This window comes from Agrobacterium sp. 6Ca8, from assembly GCF_055382765.1.
The window spans coordinates 227,814-244,082 of sequence record NZ_AP026433.1; the positions used below are offsets into that span (position 1 = coordinate 227,814).

A 16,269-nucleotide genomic window follows, 5' to 3' on the forward strand; every position below is an offset into this window, starting at 1 on the left:
TCTTAACTTTCCGGGTTGAGGCGAATGGAGACGGAGCGCGCATGCGCGTCCAGCCCCTCCGAACGGGCAAGGGTGATCGCCGCCGGCGCAAGCTGCCGCAGCTGCTCAGGCCCGAGACGCAGGATCGAGGTACGCTTGACGAAATCCAGCACCGAAAGGCCGGAAGAGAAGCGCGCTGAGCGCGCCGTCGGCAGAACGTGGTTGGAGCCGCCGACATAATCGCCGATCACCTCAGGCGTATGGCGCCCGACGAAGATCGCGCCGGCATTGCGGATGTGCGCCATCAGCGCGTCCGGATCGTCAACGGCAAGCTCCAGATGCTCGGCCGCAATGCGGTTGGCCAAGGGAATGGCATCGGTGAGCTTTTCGACGAGAATGATCGCACCGAAATCTGCCCAGCTCGCCGCTGCCGTCTCGGCGCGCGACAGCCGTTTCAGCTGCCGTTCCACCGCCGCCTCCACCGCCTTGCCGAGTTCGGCATTGTCGGTGATGAGGATGGACTGCGCGCCACGGTCATGCTCCGCCTGCGCGAGAAGATCGGCGGCCAGCCAGTCCGGATCGTTGTCCCTGTCGGCAATGACAAGCACTTCGGAGGGCCCGGCGATCATGTCGATGCCGACAGTTCCGAAGACATGCCGTTTCGCGGCCGCCACATAGGCATTGCCGGGGCCGACAATCTTGGCGACAGGCGTGATTGTTTCCGTGCCATAGGCGAGTGCAGCCACGGCCTGTGCGCCGCCAATGCGGTAGATTTCCTCAACACCTGCGATGCGCGCGGCGGCAAGAACGGCGGGGTTTATCACGCCACCATTCGCCGGCACGACCATGACGATACGCTCTACACCGGCAACCTTGGCCGGGACGGCATTCATAAGGACGGAGCTTGGATAGCTCGCGGTGCCGCCGGGCACATAAAGGCCGACAGCTTCGATCGCCGTCCAGCGTGAACCGAGGCCCACACCGATCTCGTCTTCGTAGATATCGTCCTTCGGCATCTGCCGCGCATGGTGTTTTTCAATGCGCCGGGCTGCGAGTTCGAGAGCTTCGATGACACTTCTGTCAACGGCTGCGACGGCCGCATCGATCTCTTCCGCTGTCACCCGCATCGAGACCTTCGAGAAATCGATGCCGTCGAATTTAATGGAGTAGTGGGCAAGGGCCGCATCGCCGCGATTGCGGACGTCATCGATGATGTCGCGAACGGTCGCGTTGACGTCTTCCGAAACTTCCCTCTTGGTTGTCAGGAAGGCAGCGAATTTCTGTTCGAAATCAGCCGATGCCCGCTCCAGCCAGATTGCCACGCCATTACCCTCTCATTTTCCTCGCGGCGATCCCGCGAGGTGCACGAACTCACCGCAGAAAAATGCGGCTCTGGTATGTGGCATAAATCGAAACAGTGACGAAAGGCAACCGTTGCAATGGCGTGGAGAGCTTATTCGCTATCGGGATGATGCGGTTTGGCGGCAGTTTCCCAGGCGCCGCTCACATCCGTCAGCTGCGCCTCGATGCATTCGACATCGAGTGCGATAGCGCCACCGCCCGAAAGCGTCAGTTCGACGGCGCCATCAGGACCTTCGCCGTTCTGCACGAAGCGGATTGCAAGGAGCGAAAGCACCTGTTCCTTATCACTGCGATTGATGCCGTGCGAGCGGACGGCGGAGACCCGCTTCAGGAAAACCACGCTGCGGCATCGCTCCGGCGGCAGGTTCTTCTTATTCGCGCTTTCCCAGACGAAACGATTGGCGGAAAGTGTGAATTGGCCCTGCTTTGCCTCGAATGCAACGTCCTTCAGTTTGAAGACGCTGTCCTGCATGTGCGTCGAAATGACGGAGAGATCTTCAGTATCCAGCGCGAGCAATTTCAGGCCGCTCATCGTTTTCTTCCTTTTCCGCGGGGCCGCGCCCGCAATGTCTATTCCTTGTACAGGAAATAGGCAGTCGCGGCCCGCTCTGCAACGGGGAGAAAACGAATGAGCGGCGATGAAAGGATCAATCGCTGACGCGTTCGACCAGCGCACCGCAGCGGGTGAGCTTTTCTTCAAGCCGTTCGAAACCGCGATCGAGGTGGTAGACGCGCGAAACCATGGTCTCGCCTTCCGCCACCAGTCCCGCAATGACCAACGACACCGAGGCGCGCAGATCGGTTGCCATGACAGGCGCACCCTTCAGGCGGGTAACGCCTTCGATACGGGCCATCTGCCCGGAGAGCGAAATCTTCGCGCCGAGACGGGCCAGTTCCTGCACATGCATGAAGCGGTTTTCGAAGATGGTTTCGGTAATGTGGGATACACCCTGCGACCGGGTCATCAGCGCCATGAACTGCGCCTGAAGGTCGGTAGGGAAGCCGGGGAAGGGTTCGGTGACGATATCGACCGGCTGAATGCCGTTGCCGTTGCGCACGACGCGCAGACCGGTCTCCGTGTCGCTGATCGACACTCCGGCAAGCCGCAGCGTGTCCAGCGCATTGTCGAGCAGCGATGCACGCGTGCCTTCCAGCACCACATCACCGCCAGCCATGGCAACGGCCATGGCATAGGTGCCGGTCTCGATACGGTCAGGCAGCACCCGGTGGCGTGCGCCGGAAAGCGATGTGACGCCCTCGATGGTGATGGTGGAGGTGCCAGCGCCCTCGATCTTCGCGCCCATCGCAATCAGGCAGTGCGCTAGATCGACGACTTCCGGTTCGCGGGCGGCGTTGTGAATGACGGTGGTGCCTCTTGCAAGGCTCGCGGCCATCAGCATCACATGCGTCGCGCCGACGGAGACTTTCGGGAAGGTATAAACAGCGCCGATCAGGCCGCCCTTTGGAGCGCTGGCGTTGATATAGCCGCCATCGATCTCCATCGTTGCGCCAAGCGCCTGCAGGCCCTCGATGAACAGGTCCACCGGACGGGTGCCAATGGCACAGCCGCCGGGCAGTGAAACGCGCGCACGGCCTTCACGGGCCAGAAGCGGGCCGATGACCCAGAAGCTGGCGCGCATCTTGGAAACCAGCTCGTAAGGTGCGGTGGTATCGACAATGGTACGGCAGGTGAAGTGGACCGTGCGGGAATAGGCTTCGCCCTGGCTTTCACGACGGCCATTGACCGAAATATCGACGCCATGATTGCCGAGAATACGGATGAGCTGCTCGACGTCCGCCAGATGCGGCACGTTTTCGAGCGTCAGCGTATCGCTGGTCAGAAGCGAAGCGATCATCAACGGCAAGGCGGCGTTTTTCGCGCCGGAGATGGGAATGATGCCGTTGAGCTTGTTACCACCCGTAATTCTGATGCGATCCATGCGTCCCTACGGGCCTTTGCCCGCCTTTCTTAATCATGCCTTGCGGAAATGCGCGTCCTTAGACGAGTTTCCGCGGCGTTTCAAATGATGCTGGTGAATTCTCTATGAGGATGATTCGTCCGTTTTTGCGGCAGGCAGGCCAATCGTCTCATCCGCATCGCCGGCCCGGCGCGCGCGAACCTGCTGTTTGCGCTTCTGCAGGTTTTCACGCAGCTTCTTCGCTGCCCGCGCCTTGCGCTCCGCCTCGCGTTGCCGCGCCTTCTCGCCGGGTCCTGCCTGCGCGTTGCCGCTTGCCGCAACGGCAACGGGGTCTTCTGAAGCGTTCACGGAAAACGCCGCCTTTGCCTGTTTGTCATGATGTTCGTTCATAAATTCAGCAATATCCGAAAAATACGTTTTTCAACAGGGGGAACGCTTTTTTGCCCCGCTTGTTGAAGAATATCGTTTTGCGACTTGCGCTCGTCAAAAACCTATGGCAATAGGCCGCCACGCTTGATGCTGAAGCAAACGCTTCGGCGCCGGATGCTGCTATAGCTCAGGGGTAGAGCACTCCCTTGGTAAGGGAGAGGCCGAGAGTTCAAATCTCTCTAGCAGCACCATTTTCCCCAATAAAATCAGAAATTTACGCAACGTGACTGGTGTCGTCCCCAAGGTTTGTCCCTACGGCAGACATCTGTGGCCAAAAGTGCCGTTATCGCTGGCCCTGAACGCAATTATGACCGACTTTCAATTTATGCTGCCTCGCCGAAGGCCCATTACTTGACCGGGCGAAGCATTTGGTGATGACACCATTCGTTCCTGGGCATAGCAACCTTGCAGAGTAGCGGCTGATAAATAACCAAACATCGCTCGTTGCGAGGCGATCCCCTTCGAGACCGGCTAAACGACGTCGAAGTCGGCGTGGTCGTTCAGCTGCCGCGAATATCGGCGCACGATTTGATCTGCCGCTTTGTTCAGCTCTGGAAACAACGTCGATTCGTTAATTCCGAGTCTATCCAAGCCTTCCCTTATCTCCTGTTTTTTGCCAGCAGGCACGTGGATGTACCGCTGACGAATATTGTGTTCGAAGCTGTTTTTGGTGTCGGAGAGATCGATACCATAAATGAGAAAAGCACCAGATTGCGCGATCACCCGCTTGTTGGACAGGCGAGGTTTGACATACATTGGTACAAAGGGTGTCAGCGGGTCAATCGTGGTTTTGAAGTACGGCTTTTCGGCCTGTATGAAGCTTCCCAACCGCTGAACTGATGGCAGCTCGTTGAACGTAAGCTTGTCCACCGTTGCGTTGTCCGCAATTTCCCTTTTTTCATGCCAACGAAGATTTGCCAGGTTTGCTAGGATAGCGACCGTGTCGGAATCGAAAAATCTCGAACGTTCGGGCGGAACATTATAAGCTATGACAGCGCCATCGATTTCTCGTCTGCCGCCAGGTTCGATCAGGTCATCGGCATCGATAGGTTCAAAGTGTTCCTCGCAAGCGAAGTATAGCGCAACCAGCGGATTTTGCGAAACATCAACAAGACGGGTCGGAATGCCATAGTGCTGCATCCGCACAAGACGATCAAACATGGTGTTGTCGGTCGCGAACTCCGTTGGGTGAAGGGACATGAGATCACGGCCCATTTCGTGTTCATAGCGAAGTAACTTATCCTCGTTTCGAAAAATCGACGCCTGGGTAAACCACCTGATATCCTTCTGTCCTCGATAGACTACTTGATGCCATGGCAACCCTCTATTCTCCGTGATGCTCTCGATGAATTCCGCAACGCTGGTGACTGTTTCTCCTCGACGGCGAACTCGCGTTGCCTTGCGCGGATTTCGAAATTCGGCCCATGTCGCCGTGCCTCGCGCCATCGTTCATCTCCTACCGTAAATCGCGACAGAGCCTTTGGTCTTTAGATCGGTCGAAAAATTCCGCGCCATCCTCAACTCTGTCCTGCCGCAACATTAGCGATCAGTGCGCGGAATTCTTTGCTCACTGATACAGAGATATGATCTATAGCCAAGCCGACGATTTTCGCGGATGCCGATAAAGGATGGTCCCTGTCGAGGACAAGATTGTGCAATTGTCGACCCAACGCGCCCGGCATCTTCAACAGAAACGACTGATTGTTGAGAGTGTCCAACCACTGGTCCTTCATCCAGAGCATGAGACGCTCACGAGCGAAATCCGGTATGGAGCCCAGTTGAGCGAGTTGCAACATATACAGCTGAAGACGAGCGAGTTCGTTAGGGTGTAGCCGATCTGATCCTTCGAGGCCTGCACGTTCAAGGATGCATGCCATGATGACAGCGGAGAAATCGTCAGATGCTACGTTCTTTGCTTCGACGGCTTGCAGGAACTTCTCACCAACGTCGGCTCTGTAGTGGAGGGAGATGAGCCTACAGAGTTCAACGATTTCCTTCGGCCTGTCATGAATTAGCAGAATGACGGCAGAAACTGCGATCAGTGACTCGAACGCACTATTGGCCGCTGCGCGTTCTTCATTCGTAAGTTCACGATGCTCGATAGCGTCAGGCTTCGTAAGATCGGGGCGATCATCAGAGGGAATATCGCTACGAGCGATAATCCCATCTATCGTGATTTTGCGAGCTGAATTTAGTATTCCGACCGGTTCGGCATGTCGCTGGAAATGAGAAAGTGCAAATCCAGAAAGCCACACTTCTCCCGCGCGCGATCTGTTGCCACCCAGAATTTCTGGTAACTTCGGGAGAAGCTGCGGCTGTTTAGTGCATTGCAGCTCAATAGTAGCGAGCATGTACCACGCTAGATCAAGTGCAGCGATAGGCTGTGAGACAATTGAAGGGTTTGGCTCAGGATCGCTGATGGCCCCGCTTACCATTTTGGGTGATCCATCTTTGATGATAACGTCACCAGTAATCTGATCTTGTGCCCAAAGCAAAGTATGTCGATAAAGCGCGTGGCAGTTGCGGGCCGTTAAAGCTTCATCGACTTCCAATAGGGCTAATTCGTGCAGGCCTGTCGCAAATAAATCTATGAATTGTAATCTCTGCCCCGCGTTCCAATAAGCTACGCCAGCATCGCCCAGCAGCCCAGTGGCCATAATCGTCATCGAGCGCATATCGGAGCTTAAGGCGGCATCCCTTGCATCGCTAAAAAGCTTCGCTGCCTTCGACCATTCCCCGACCTCGGCTGCGCATATAGCAGCTTCTCGCAACATAAACGTGCGCTCGATAGCTGAGGTAGGAGCGTTAATCGCAATCGCACGAGCATAGTAGGGTATCGCATCGACATATCGCTTCGACCGATAAAGTATCTTCCCTTGGGCGCGGAGAATTTCCCAGTTGTCGATTCCTGCCCAGGCCTCTGCCTTCTTCAACACGGCCAGTGCGTCTGACGCCGAGTTTCCGTACTCGTCAAGGATAACCGCCTGGTATTTCGTGGCTGACAACGCTACGGAACTCAGATTCCACTTGCGGGCCAAGGAAGCAATTTCCTCGTAGACCTTGGCATGGTGGTTGGACGCTATCGAATTTGCACCGTGCTCTTTCAACCATGGCCCACTCAAATACATGTCTGAGTCCATTTCCCGGATATTCAAAGCAGCGAATATTTCGCTTCTGAAGTCTGAGGAAAAGGCGTCGAGTGCCCGAAAGGCTTTAAGCGTTTCATCGATAGTAGAAAAATTCTGGGCGTTCATAAGGAACATTATTCCCAACGCGCTGGTCTCTTCGTCTCCCTTAGCCACCGTGTACGAATCTCTTAATTCAGCATGAGGCGTAGATTTGGTGATTTCATAGATGCGATGCAGGTGTTCAACCACATCAGGGATGCGACCAGGTGCAGACGTTACAGCCTTGGAGAGCACCATCAGTTCCAGTACGTCGTGGCCCGGAAGATCAAGCGCTCTGGTCTCAGAGAGCAACGTTTCCCAAGTGGCCTGTAGTTTCTTTTCATCGAGGGACACCTCATGAAGAAGAAGCAGGTACTGCGCCAATCGGAGAACGACATTGAGGTAGCGGTCTGATGAGAAAATCGGTTGATCGGCCCCCATTGCCTGCAGAGCAAAGAAAATAGGGCTGAGATTTTTTATCTGTTCTGGATCAGATTGGATGGTCGCCATGGCAATCTTCATCAAAACTGACTTCTCTTGTGTGGCGAGCGCCAGCAGTAGTGCGGCGTTCATCTTGCCTGCATCCAGAGACCGGCCTGATGTCATCGCCATGGCTATACGTCGCTGCCATTCGAGCCGCACGTTTGTTGATTTCCACTGAGAACTGACCCGGTAGCCCAGGATATTTCCATCGAGAATTGACCCATGTTTGAACCTTGCCCTGCGTGTTTTCAGCGGGGGCTACGGAGTGATCGACATGGCGTTACTGAGCGTGATCCGACGCTGGCATTTTCGAGACCACATATCGATCCGGGACATTTGCCGCAGGACCGGCCTATCCCGGAATACCATCCGCAAATATCTCCGGCTTGATGGCGTGGAACCATCGTTCAAGGTGCCGGAGCGGCCGAGCAAGCTTGATCCTTTTGCCGACCGGCTGTCAGCGTGGCTGCGGACGGAAGCCAAAAAGAACCGGAAGCAGCGGCGCAACCTGAAGCAATTACATGCCGATCTGGTGAGCCTTGGCTACGAGGGATCGTATGGTCGGGTTGCTGCTTTTGCTCGGGAATGGAAAGCTGATCTGCAAAGGGAGCTGCAGACATCGGGACGTGGGACGTTCGTTCCGCTGGCCTTTGATCCGGGTGAGGCCTTCCAGTTCGACTGGTCGGAAGACTGGGCAATCATCGGCAATGAGCGCACCAAACTGCAGGTGGCCCATACAAAGCTTAGCTATTCCAGGGCGTTCATCGTCCGGGCGTATCTTCTGCAGACGCACGAGATGCTGTTCGATGCCCATAACCACGCGTTCCGTGTCTTCGGCGGGGTGCCGCGGCGCGGCATCTACGACAACATGCGCACGGCAATCGATAAGATTGGACGCGGCAAGGAGCGCGACGTCAACATCCGCTTTATGGCAATGGCCAGCCACTACCTCTATGAGCCGGAGTTCTGCAATCCGGCGTCTGGTTGGGAGAAAGGCCAGGTCGAGAAGAATGTTCAGGATTCGCGCCATCGGTTCTTTCAACCGACACCACGCTTTCCATCGTTGGAAGCCCTGAACGACTGGCTGGAGCTTCGATGCAAGGAGGTTTGGCAGCAGACCCCGCATGGAAAGATGCGTGGCACTATCGCTGACCTCCTGGCCGAGGAAACAAAAACTCTGATGCCAACGGCGCGTGTCTTCGATGGTTTTGTCGAGCATAGCAAACGGGTGTCCCCAACCTGCCTGGTTCACTTCGATCGCAATCGCTACAGCGTTCCGGCATCCTTTGCCAACCGACCCGTCAGCATTCGAGTTTATCCAGACCGTATCGTTGTTGCAGCGGAGGGTCTGATCATATGCGAGCATCTTCGCGTCATCAGCCGGTCGCATGACGGACCTGGGCAGACGATTTACGATTGGCGGCACTATCTCGCGGTCGTGCAACGCAAACCTGGCGCTCTTCGCAATGGTGCGCCGTTCGTCGATCTTCCCGAAGCCTTCAGAACGCTGCAGCAGCACCTGCTCAAAAAGCCGGGTGGCGATCGAGAGATGGTCGATATTCTGGCGCTTGTTCTCCAGCACGACGAACAGGCAGTGCTATCGGCAGTCGATATGGCTTTGACGTCCGGAGTTCCGACCAAAACCCATGTGCTAAACCTGTTGCATCGCCTCGTCGATGGCAAATCCTCGACACCACCTACGATCGACGCGCCGCAAGCTCTTACACTTGCCAACGAGCCCAAGGCCAATGTCGAACGCTACGATACCCTGAGGAAGACTGCGGAGGTCCGCCATGCGTCATAACCCAGCCAGCGGAGCGATCGTTATCATGCTGCGCCAACTGAAGATGCACGGCATGGCTCAGGCAATCGGTGAGCTCACCGAACAAGGATCGCCAGCTTTTGAGGCTGCCATTCCTATTCTGTCGCAACTGCTCAAAGCGGAAACGGCAGAGCGGGAGGTTAGATCAACCGCCTATCAGCTCAAAATTGCCCGCTTCCCGGCCTATCGCGATCTCAACGGCTTCGACTTCTCCAGCAGCGAGATCAACGAGGCGCTCGTGCGCCAACTCCATCGCTGCGACTTCCTCGATGATGCCAACAACATCGTGCTGGTCGGCGGACCTGGGACAGGCAAAACCCATATTGCCACCGCTCTCGGTATCCAGGCAATCGAGCATCATCACAAACGCGTCCGGTTCTTCTCAACAGTCGAACTGGTCAACGCGCTTGAACAGGAGAAGACGCAAGGTCGCTCAGGGCAGATCGCCAATCGGCTTGTCCATTCCGATCTCGTCATCCTCGACGAATTGGGCTACCTGCCGTTCAGCGCGTCGGGAGGAGCTTTGCTGTTCCATCTCCTGAGCAGGCTCTACGAACGTACCAGTGTCGTCATCACCACCAACCTGAGCTTCAGCGAATGGGCCAGCGTCTTTGGCGATGCCAAGATGACCACGGCGCTGCTCGACCGCCTGACCCACCACTGCCACATCCTCGAAACCGGAAACGACAGCTTCCGCTTCAAGAATAGCTCAGCTCATGAACCGAAAAACACGAAGGAGAAAAACAGGAACTTGACCTCTACACCAGACCCGAAACATATCTAAAAGGCGGGTCAAATCTCGGTGGAAATACCGGGTCAGTTCTCAGTGGAAATCAACAAGCTGCGGTCGTGATGTTCGCGCTCTCATTTACCGTCGCAATGGACCCGGGTTCCGCAATCCGAAGGTCGAGTGCGCCGAAAGCTATGCGATCTGGCTGGAGGAAGCACGCAACTATGCCAGCCGCCGCAAGCCGTCGAAGGCAAAGCTGCTCCGTGATGTCCATGCCCGCATCGCAGAGGAAAACAAAAGCCGTGTTGGAAAGGCACCGCTCATTACTCCCGGGCGCAAACGTTTCGAAGCTCTGATTGATGCCATGGACGAGTTCGAGGTCGTTGCGGGCCGCGAAGGGCTTCCCTACGCTCGCGCGCAGTTCAAGCCCAAAATGGATTCCTATGATACCGAGCGTCCCGGCGAACACGTCGAGATGGACGATTGGAACGCCGATGCCATGACGGCCATGCAGGGGTCCGGCTTTTGGCAAATGCTTCCGAAAGCAATTCAGGAATACCTGATGGAGAACCCGCAGCGCATCTGGTTCTGCGGTGCTGTAGACACGTCCACCAACTATGTGCTGGCACTCAAAGGAGGACGTAATCCGTCCTCGGCCCTTGTTGTCGATACCCTCGAAATGGTGATGACCGACAAGACGGATATTGCCAAGCTGGTGGGTGCGAAGACCCCGTGGTTCGGTGTTCGTCCTGAGGTGGTCTACACAGACAATGGTGCGCCCTACATCGCAGACGCGACGCGTGATGCATTCCTCATGTGCAAGATTGCGTTGACGCGTCCGCCCGCTGGTCAAGCTTGGAAGCGCCCCTTCATCGAGAGCCTGTTCAAAACGCTTGCGCGCGACATCATGATGTTCTTCGACGGGCGCACCTTCTCCAACGTTGTGGAGAAGAACGACTATGACGCTGAGAAAAACGCGGCTCTGGCAGTCGATGAGTTCATCAATCTGGTGATCCGCGCAATCTGCGACATCCACCACAATCGCCCGTCTGCACGCCTCAACAATCTGACCCCGCACGAAGCCTGGGTTCAGAGAACCAAAACCTACCGTGTGCGTGCCATGCCCGGACGTCATGAGAAACGCCACATCTTCGGTGTCACCAAGAAACGCATCATCGACAGCGCGGGCGTGACGGTTCACGGGATTCCTTACAACTCAGACGTTTTGCAAACCCTCCGCCGCAAGGATGGTTCGAAGGAGTACCCGGTGCGCACGCATCGCAACGATCTCTCGGCTGTGTCTGTCTATACCGGCGAAGGTTGGCTGACGGTCGAAAATCGCATCGGGATGCCGACGAACATCTCACTGGCCGAATGGTACCTTGCCAAGCAGGACCTCAATCGCCGCAACGGGGTGAAGTCCGAAGCCAACCTGCCGATCATGTACGAGGCGATCAACGTCATGCGTCGTGCCGGTACCAGCGCTGCAATGCGCGCGGGAATCTCCCTTCATACACTGCGCCCGGAAGAGATTTCGCACGCTACCGACCAGTTGTTCGAAGGCCGCCCGTTCACTGAGGAGGACACGGTGAACGAGGTGGAACTGCACGACGAGGAGATCGCCTACGATCCGCTACACGACGGCTACGTCGGGCCCCAGGGCGGCGAGTTCGCCGGTCCTCCGACCAGCGAGGAGACGCAGGAAAGCACTTCGGAAACTGACGCCTCTTCCGACAACAACGATGATGAACCTTCGCATTTTGGAGAGATCGAATGACAGACGCCAGCATCGCCATGAACGTCCCCACCATGACTCCGTCGGACCGCAAGCTGCATCTCCATAAACTGTACTTGCGCTACGCAAAATATCATGAGGTCAGCAAGCACATTGACGACCTCATCGCCAACGCGAGAGCCTGCCGTGAGGGCGGTGGCTTCAAGGAACGCGCGCTCTTCTTGATCGGTGAATCCAATACAGGAAAGTCGCGCATGCTGGAGGAGCTTTTCCGAGAGAAGCCGAGCTTTCAGCCTTACCAGGATGAGGAGGGCGAGTGGGTACGACCCATGATCAGCATTGAAGCGCCGTCGCCCTGCAGTTCCAGGGAACTCGCCCTGAAAATACTGAAGGAACTTGGCACGGTCGTCCGGAACAACCGAATTAGCAATCCGGAACTTTACGACTTCCTGAAAGATCAGTTGCGTGATCACAGGGTCGAGTACCTTCATATCGACGAAATGCAGGACACGGTGCTCCACAATACGGAACACGCCATCAAGTCCGTGCAAAGCGACGTGAAGAGCCTTCTCCAGATCAAGAACTGGCCGCTCCACGCCATCTTCTCTGGCGTCGATGACTTGGCAAACTTCATCAGCGGCGGTGATGATCAGCTGAGCAATCGCTCTAACACCGTTCGCCTCGAACTCTTGAAAGACCCAAGGGACCTGAGGGCGGCGGACCAGATTTTGTCCAATATCGTCGTAAAGCACGCAGGCCTTCAACCCGGCTGGACTGACAAGGACGAGCTTCCGGCGCGGCTCATACTGGCAGGGCAAGGACGCTTCGGCACGATTTGTGACGACATCAAAAAAGCCTGCTTCGCCGCAATTGACGCCGACCGCCGCAAGGTCACGCTGTCTGATTTTGAAATGGTATATCAGGTCCGCAAGGCATGTCTTCGCGAGGATAACCCTTTCCGTGGAAGCAAGTGGCGGGACATCGTACCCAAAAACGCGCTCGCCGACCTGCGTAAACCAGTCGCCAAACGAAAGAAGTGATCATGTCCGGTCCAAAGCTTTCCCGCGAGATCGTTCTCCACGATGACGAGTGCCAGGTAATGTTCGCTTCCAGGTTGGCGAAGGCCAACGGCTACCGTGACCTGGAAGAGTTTTGCTGGATGACCAGCCTGTCCCTGTCCGGCCTGCAGACCATGAATGATGAAACCGCAGGCTTGTTGTCGGCTTGGTCTGGCGTCCCGGCAGCACGCCTCAGCAAGTTCGCATTGACAGGTAACAACGTGACAAGTTTCGGAGCGACATTCGTCCGGCGGTCCCAATTGGAAATGGCATCGCTCCGAGTTTGCCGCCATTGCCTTTGCCATGACATGCTTGCAGGGCACGGTCGCGCGGTAACACGTCCTTATCTTCGTGCTGCATGGCGGTGGACGGTGATTGGCACATGCCCGATCCACGGGTGCGAACTTGAAGTGATTTCTGCAGGCGATATCACCGCATGGATCGTACGGCGCGCTGACGCACTGGGTTTGAACCTTCCTGAAATTCGCGAGCCGGACCTAGCTGATGTCTACTTTTCTAACCGCGTGAACGGCGCAGGAAAGGCGTCCGAGTTTCTGGACGAACTCCCGGCCTATGTGGCGGCAGAGTTCTGCACCGTCATCGGGCATTTTAAAAACCTTCCTGAGGACGGGCGTGCGCGAAACCGCATTCCCGAAGGATTCATGAATGGCTCGTGCCGCCGGGAGGGCTTCCTGATTGCCAAACAGGGCAAAGAAGCGGTCCTGTCTTTTCTCTCCCGCCATGTTCATGCGGCTATCGAAACTGCCACTGAATTCATGGATATCTATGGCGTAGCACGTCGTTGGCTGCGGAAGTTCGTGAATGACCCTGACTATCGACCGGTCGTTGAGCTGTTTCAGCGCCACGCCGAGCAGCACATTCCCATGGAGGCAGGCGATGTCTTCCTCACCGAAGTCAAGGAACGTCAAGTCCACACCGTTCGCTCTGCGACAGTCGAGTACCAGCTTACGCCTGACCGGGTGAAGAACGTAATCGAGAAATACGGATTCACTACGACCACCCCGAATGGTGGTGTAAAGGCCGCACGCGTGTTTCCTCGTGCAGCTCTGCATGAACAGCTGGTTGTGGAAACACAGCTCCTCACGACACCTGAGGCAGCCAGCCTCCTGGGCTGCACATGGCAATTCCTTGATATCCTTCTGCAGCAGGGACACGTGCCGTATCATGCGAACTCGGAGGACTATGCAAGGGTATTCCGGCGCATCTCTCGTGAAAGCGTGGTAAGCCTCCTGGCACGGCTCAAGGCGCAACGGAACTGTGTGTCGCACGATGGCCTCGTCTCGATCCACATCGCCACAGCTATCTGCCATTGCAAGGTTCCCGAGATCGTTGATCTCATTTTCGGCGGCAAGCTGACAAAGGTGTCGTGGTCAGGCGATGAACTGCTCCTTAAGAACCTGCTCGTTGATCCGCAGGAGGTCCTTCCGCACGTGGCCCTTGATGAGGCAGAGAACTATCTTGATGTAGCTGCGCTTGAGAAAGCACTGCGCACGACGACCGTCACCATCGACGAACTCCTTAAGCGCGAGTTCCTCCCGGTAGAGATGCGGCGTCATCCTCACACTCGCGTCCACCAACGTTTCGTCCATCCGGACGCCGTGGAGCAATTTCTGAAGAAGCACATTTCGTTGAGCACAATGGCCCGTGAGAATGGCAAACAGATTGCCGGTTTGAAGCAGACGTTGGACAAGGAAGGGATCAAACCGATCTTTGAACCGACCGGCAAGATTGCCAGATTTTATCGAAGGTCTGACGTTCAACGGCTTGGATTGGGGTAACGCAGCATCCGGATACAGTTATTAAAGCCCGCGAAAGCGGGTTTTTCTTTGCCTATGAGGCTATTCCGGCCACCGATAATCGCACTTTCTGCAATGGGCAGATGAACGATCTTCCTCCGAAACCCCAGGAAACCTGGGCTCTCATATTCATCAGGGCCAAACTTTAGGGGCCGCACCAGTGACGGTGGGTCTTGTCCACGATGTCGGCTTGCTTTTTCGCGCATTCTGCACTGGTCTCGGTAAATGTGAAAACCGCGCCTCTTGCGAAGCGCGGTTTCCATTTCCGAATATTCTGTTGCTGCCAGAGCGGGACGAAACCGCCCGTAGCCAACGGGCGCCGCTTACTGGCGGAATAGCGACAGGATATTCTCGGAGCTGGTATTGGCGATGGAGAGCGACTGGATTGCCAGCTGCTGCTGGGTCTGCAGAGCCTTCAGCTTGGTGGACTCTTCGTTCATGTCGGCATCAACGAGACGTCCGACGCCCTTGTCGATGGAGTCTGTGAGCTTGTTGACGAAATCTTCCTGAAGATCGAGGCGCATCTTGATGGAGCCGAGATCGGCGCTCGCGCTGATCAGCGATTCCAGCTTGGTGTTGACGAACTGGATCATGTTGTCGAGGCCGTCATTGTCCGTCAGCGGCTGGCCCTTGGCGTCCAGCAAACCGCTGAGATCCTTGGTGATGTCGAGATCGATCAGCGAGTAGCCGAGCTTCTGTGCCATCTGGGAATCTGCGGCGGCGGTTTCGAGGTAAATATTGTTATTGGACGAACCGCCGGTTCCGATTGCCGTTACAGTGGTGCCTGCAGGCGTCGGCGCGGTATTGTTGGCTTTTACGTAGAGGGCTTCACCCGCTGCGTTTTCGCCGATCTTGAAGTAGGTGCCGTTGTTTCGTGCGGTTGTCGCCGCAGCAACGGTTACGAGGCCGGTTACTGCGTCTGGAGCAGAAACTGTGGTCGTCGTCCCCGAGGGGAAACCCAGAAGCTGGGATTGCGTGAACACCTTTGCGGTAGAGGGCGTGTTTGTGGCAGCACCTGCGGGTGTGGTCGTGGTAATCTCGAAATTGCGCAGGGAGCCTGTATCGGAATAATAGGCGGCGCTATCGAGGATACCGTTTTTCGCCGCACCGGTCGAGGTATCGAAAAGGGCAGTCTTGTTGTCGACCTGAACGTTGATCGTCTTGACTGCAACATTGCCCGCGCCGTCACGGATGAAGGAGCCGACGATCTGCTTCGTTATCGGGGTGAGGTTGCCGGATGCGTCGCTAATCTTGCCCTTAAGCCAGTTTTCGCCGGAGAAGGAGGCGGATTCGCCGATGCTTTTCAGCTGGTCCTGGAGCTGACGGATTTCTTCCTGGATCTTTGCCTTGTCGACGCCGGCCTCGCGGGCGGCAACCAGCTTCTTGCTGATTTCCTTGACGACATCGACAGTGGTTTCCATGGCGGAATAGGCTGTATCGACCTTTGCGGCGCCGAGGCCGAGGGCGTCCTGAACAGCGGAAAGAGCACCGTTATCCGAACGCATGGTGGTCGCGATGGACCAGTAGGCGGCGTTGTCGGAGGCGGTTTTGACGCGCAGGCCGGAGGAGACACGCGACTGCGTTTCTTCCATGTCGCTGCCGATTGCGCGGAGGGTCTGAAGGGCGGCCATTGCCGCGACGTTCGTCAAAATGCTGGTCATAATTATTTGCCCCTTGATTGGCTTAAATGAAAAGGGACATTCCGGATTGCCGCCGGTAACGATCGCGCGGCTTGATGCCTGTTAACCTCTTTTTCGTCTTGGTTAAC

The 16,269-nt window shown here is 56.3% G+C and carries 12 protein-coding genes and 1 tRNA gene; 6 read left to right on the forward strand and 7 right to left on the reverse strand.

Features of this window, described 5'->3' with window-relative positions:
• Positions 1 to 2: 2 nt before the first annotated feature.
• The 4 genes from hisD to ACZ5A6_RS01200 all read right to left on the reverse strand — a co-directional run bounded on the left by hisD (position 3) and on the right by ACZ5A6_RS01200 (position 3,650).
• Positions 3 to 1,301 (reverse strand): histidinol dehydrogenase, encoded by a 1,299-nt coding sequence (hisD, locus tag ACZ5A6_RS01185; RefSeq protein WP_065658353.1) that lies wholly within the window; start codon positions 1,299 to 1,301, stop codon positions 3 to 5.
• A 131-nt stretch (positions 1,302 to 1,432) separates the two neighbouring features.
• Positions 1,433 to 1,873 carry a DUF2948 family protein gene (locus ACZ5A6_RS01190; protein ID WP_003515054.1) on the reverse strand — a complete coding sequence of 147 codons (441 nt, stop codon included), beginning with the start codon at positions 1,871 to 1,873 and terminating at the stop codon, positions 1,433 to 1,435.
• A 115-nt stretch (positions 1,874 to 1,988) separates the two neighbouring features.
• Positions 1,989 to 3,281, reverse strand: coding sequence for a UDP-N-acetylglucosamine 1-carboxyvinyltransferase (gene murA / locus ACZ5A6_RS01195; protein WP_013635466.1), 1,293 nt, complete (start codon positions 3,279 to 3,281; stop codon positions 1,989 to 1,991).
• 102 nt (positions 3,282 to 3,383) lie between these two features.
• Entirely contained in the window at positions 3,384 to 3,650 is a 267-nt protein-coding gene (locus ACZ5A6_RS01200; protein WP_003515056.1) for a hypothetical protein, read from the reverse strand.
• A 155-nt stretch (positions 3,651 to 3,805) separates the two neighbouring features.
• Between ACZ5A6_RS01200 and ACZ5A6_RS01205 the strand changes: the two genes are divergently transcribed.
• A tRNA-Thr gene (locus ACZ5A6_RS01205) sits at positions 3,806 to 3,880 on the forward strand.
• 280 nt (positions 3,881 to 4,160) lie between these two features.
• Here the strand turns inward: ACZ5A6_RS01205 and ACZ5A6_RS01210 are convergent.
• Both ACZ5A6_RS01210 and ACZ5A6_RS01215 read right to left on the reverse strand, forming a co-directional pair.
• Positions 4,161 to 5,135 (reverse strand): FRG domain-containing protein, encoded by a 975-nt coding sequence (locus tag ACZ5A6_RS01210; RefSeq protein WP_174060706.1) that lies wholly within the window; start codon positions 5,133 to 5,135, stop codon positions 4,161 to 4,163.
• Positions 5,136 to 5,206: 71 nt separating this feature from the next.
• Positions 5,207 to 7,468, reverse strand: a complete 2,262-nt coding sequence (locus tag ACZ5A6_RS01215; protein WP_464111025.1) for a hypothetical protein — start codon at positions 7,466 to 7,468, stop codon at positions 5,207 to 5,209.
• Positions 7,469 to 7,613: 145 nt separating this feature from the next.
• Here ACZ5A6_RS01215 and istA point away from each other — a divergent pair, with 145 nt between their 5' ends.
• The 5 genes from istA to ACZ5A6_RS01240 all read left to right on the forward strand — a co-directional run bounded on the left by istA (position 7,614) and on the right by ACZ5A6_RS01240 (position 14,483).
• Positions 7,614 to 9,143, forward strand: a complete 1,530-nt coding sequence (gene istA / locus ACZ5A6_RS01220) for an IS21 family transposase (protein ID WP_111796982.1) — start codon at positions 7,614 to 7,616, stop codon at positions 9,141 to 9,143.
• Entirely contained in the window at positions 9,133 to 9,945 is an 813-nt protein-coding gene (gene istB, locus ACZ5A6_RS01225; protein WP_111796911.1) for an IS21-like element helper ATPase IstB, read from the forward strand. Before istA ends, istB begins: the two co-directional genes overlap by 11 nt.
• Before the next feature lie 310 nt (positions 9,946 to 10,255).
• Positions 10,256 to 11,668 (forward strand): hypothetical protein, encoded by a 1,413-nt coding sequence (locus ACZ5A6_RS01230; RefSeq protein ID WP_464111026.1) that lies wholly within the window; start codon positions 10,256 to 10,258, stop codon positions 11,666 to 11,668.
• Positions 11,665 to 12,666 (forward strand): TniB family NTP-binding protein, encoded by a 1,002-nt coding sequence (locus tag ACZ5A6_RS01235; protein WP_464111027.1) that lies wholly within the window; start codon positions 11,665 to 11,667, stop codon positions 12,664 to 12,666. The genes ACZ5A6_RS01230 and ACZ5A6_RS01235 overlap by 4 nt, the downstream gene beginning before the upstream one ends.
• Positions 12,667 to 12,668: 2 nt before the next feature.
• On the forward strand, positions 12,669 to 14,483 hold the full coding sequence (locus tag ACZ5A6_RS01240) for a TniQ family protein (protein WP_464111028.1): 1,815 nt from the start codon (positions 12,669 to 12,671) through the stop codon (positions 14,481 to 14,483).
• A 341-nt stretch (positions 14,484 to 14,824) separates the two neighbouring features.
• On the opposite strand, the gene ACZ5A6_RS01245 is transcribed toward ACZ5A6_RS01240, so the two are convergent.
• Positions 14,825 to 16,162, reverse strand: coding sequence for a flagellin N-terminal helical domain-containing protein (locus ACZ5A6_RS01245; RefSeq protein WP_003515057.1), 1,338 nt, complete (start codon positions 16,160 to 16,162; stop codon positions 14,825 to 14,827).
• Positions 16,163 to 16,269: the final 107 nt, after the last annotated feature.

Bases quoted from the DNA above. Each gene is read 5' to 3' on its own strand.
- ACZ5A6_RS01245 (WP_003515057.1), bottom strand. From the start codon at position 16,162: ATGACCAGCATTTTGACGAACGTCGCGGCAATGGCCGCCCTTCAGACC.
- ACZ5A6_RS01215 (WP_464111025.1), bottom strand. From the start codon at position 7,468: ATGGCGATGACATCAGGCCGGTCTCTGGATGCAGGCAAGATGAACGCC.
- ACZ5A6_RS01235 (WP_464111027.1), top strand. From the start codon at position 11,665: ATGACAGACGCCAGCATCGCCATGAACGTCCCCACCATGACTCCGTCG.
- istB (WP_111796911.1), top strand. From the start codon at position 9,133: ATGCGTCATAACCCAGCCAGCGGAGCGATCGTTATCATGCTGCGCCAA.
- ACZ5A6_RS01240 (WP_464111028.1), top strand. From the start codon at position 12,669: ATGTCCGGTCCAAAGCTTTCCCGCGAGATCGTTCTCCACGATGACGAG.
- istA (WP_111796982.1), top strand. From the start codon at position 7,614: ATGGCGTTACTGAGCGTGATCCGACGCTGGCATTTTCGAGACCACATA.
- ACZ5A6_RS01190 (WP_003515054.1), bottom strand. From the start codon at position 1,873: ATGAGCGGCCTGAAATTGCTCGCGCTGGATACTGAAGATCTCTCCGTC.
- murA (WP_013635466.1), bottom strand. From the start codon at position 3,281: ATGGATCGCATCAGAATTACGGGTGGTAACAAGCTCAACGGCATCATT.
- ACZ5A6_RS01210 (WP_174060706.1), bottom strand. From the start codon at position 5,135: ATGGCGCGAGGCACGGCGACATGGGCCGAATTTCGAAATCCGCGCAAG.
- ACZ5A6_RS01230 (WP_464111026.1), top strand. From the start codon at position 10,256: ATGGACGAGTTCGAGGTCGTTGCGGGCCGCGAAGGGCTTCCCTACGCT.
- ACZ5A6_RS01200 (WP_003515056.1), bottom strand. From the start codon at position 3,650: ATGAACGAACATCATGACAAACAGGCAAAGGCGGCGTTTTCCGTGAAC.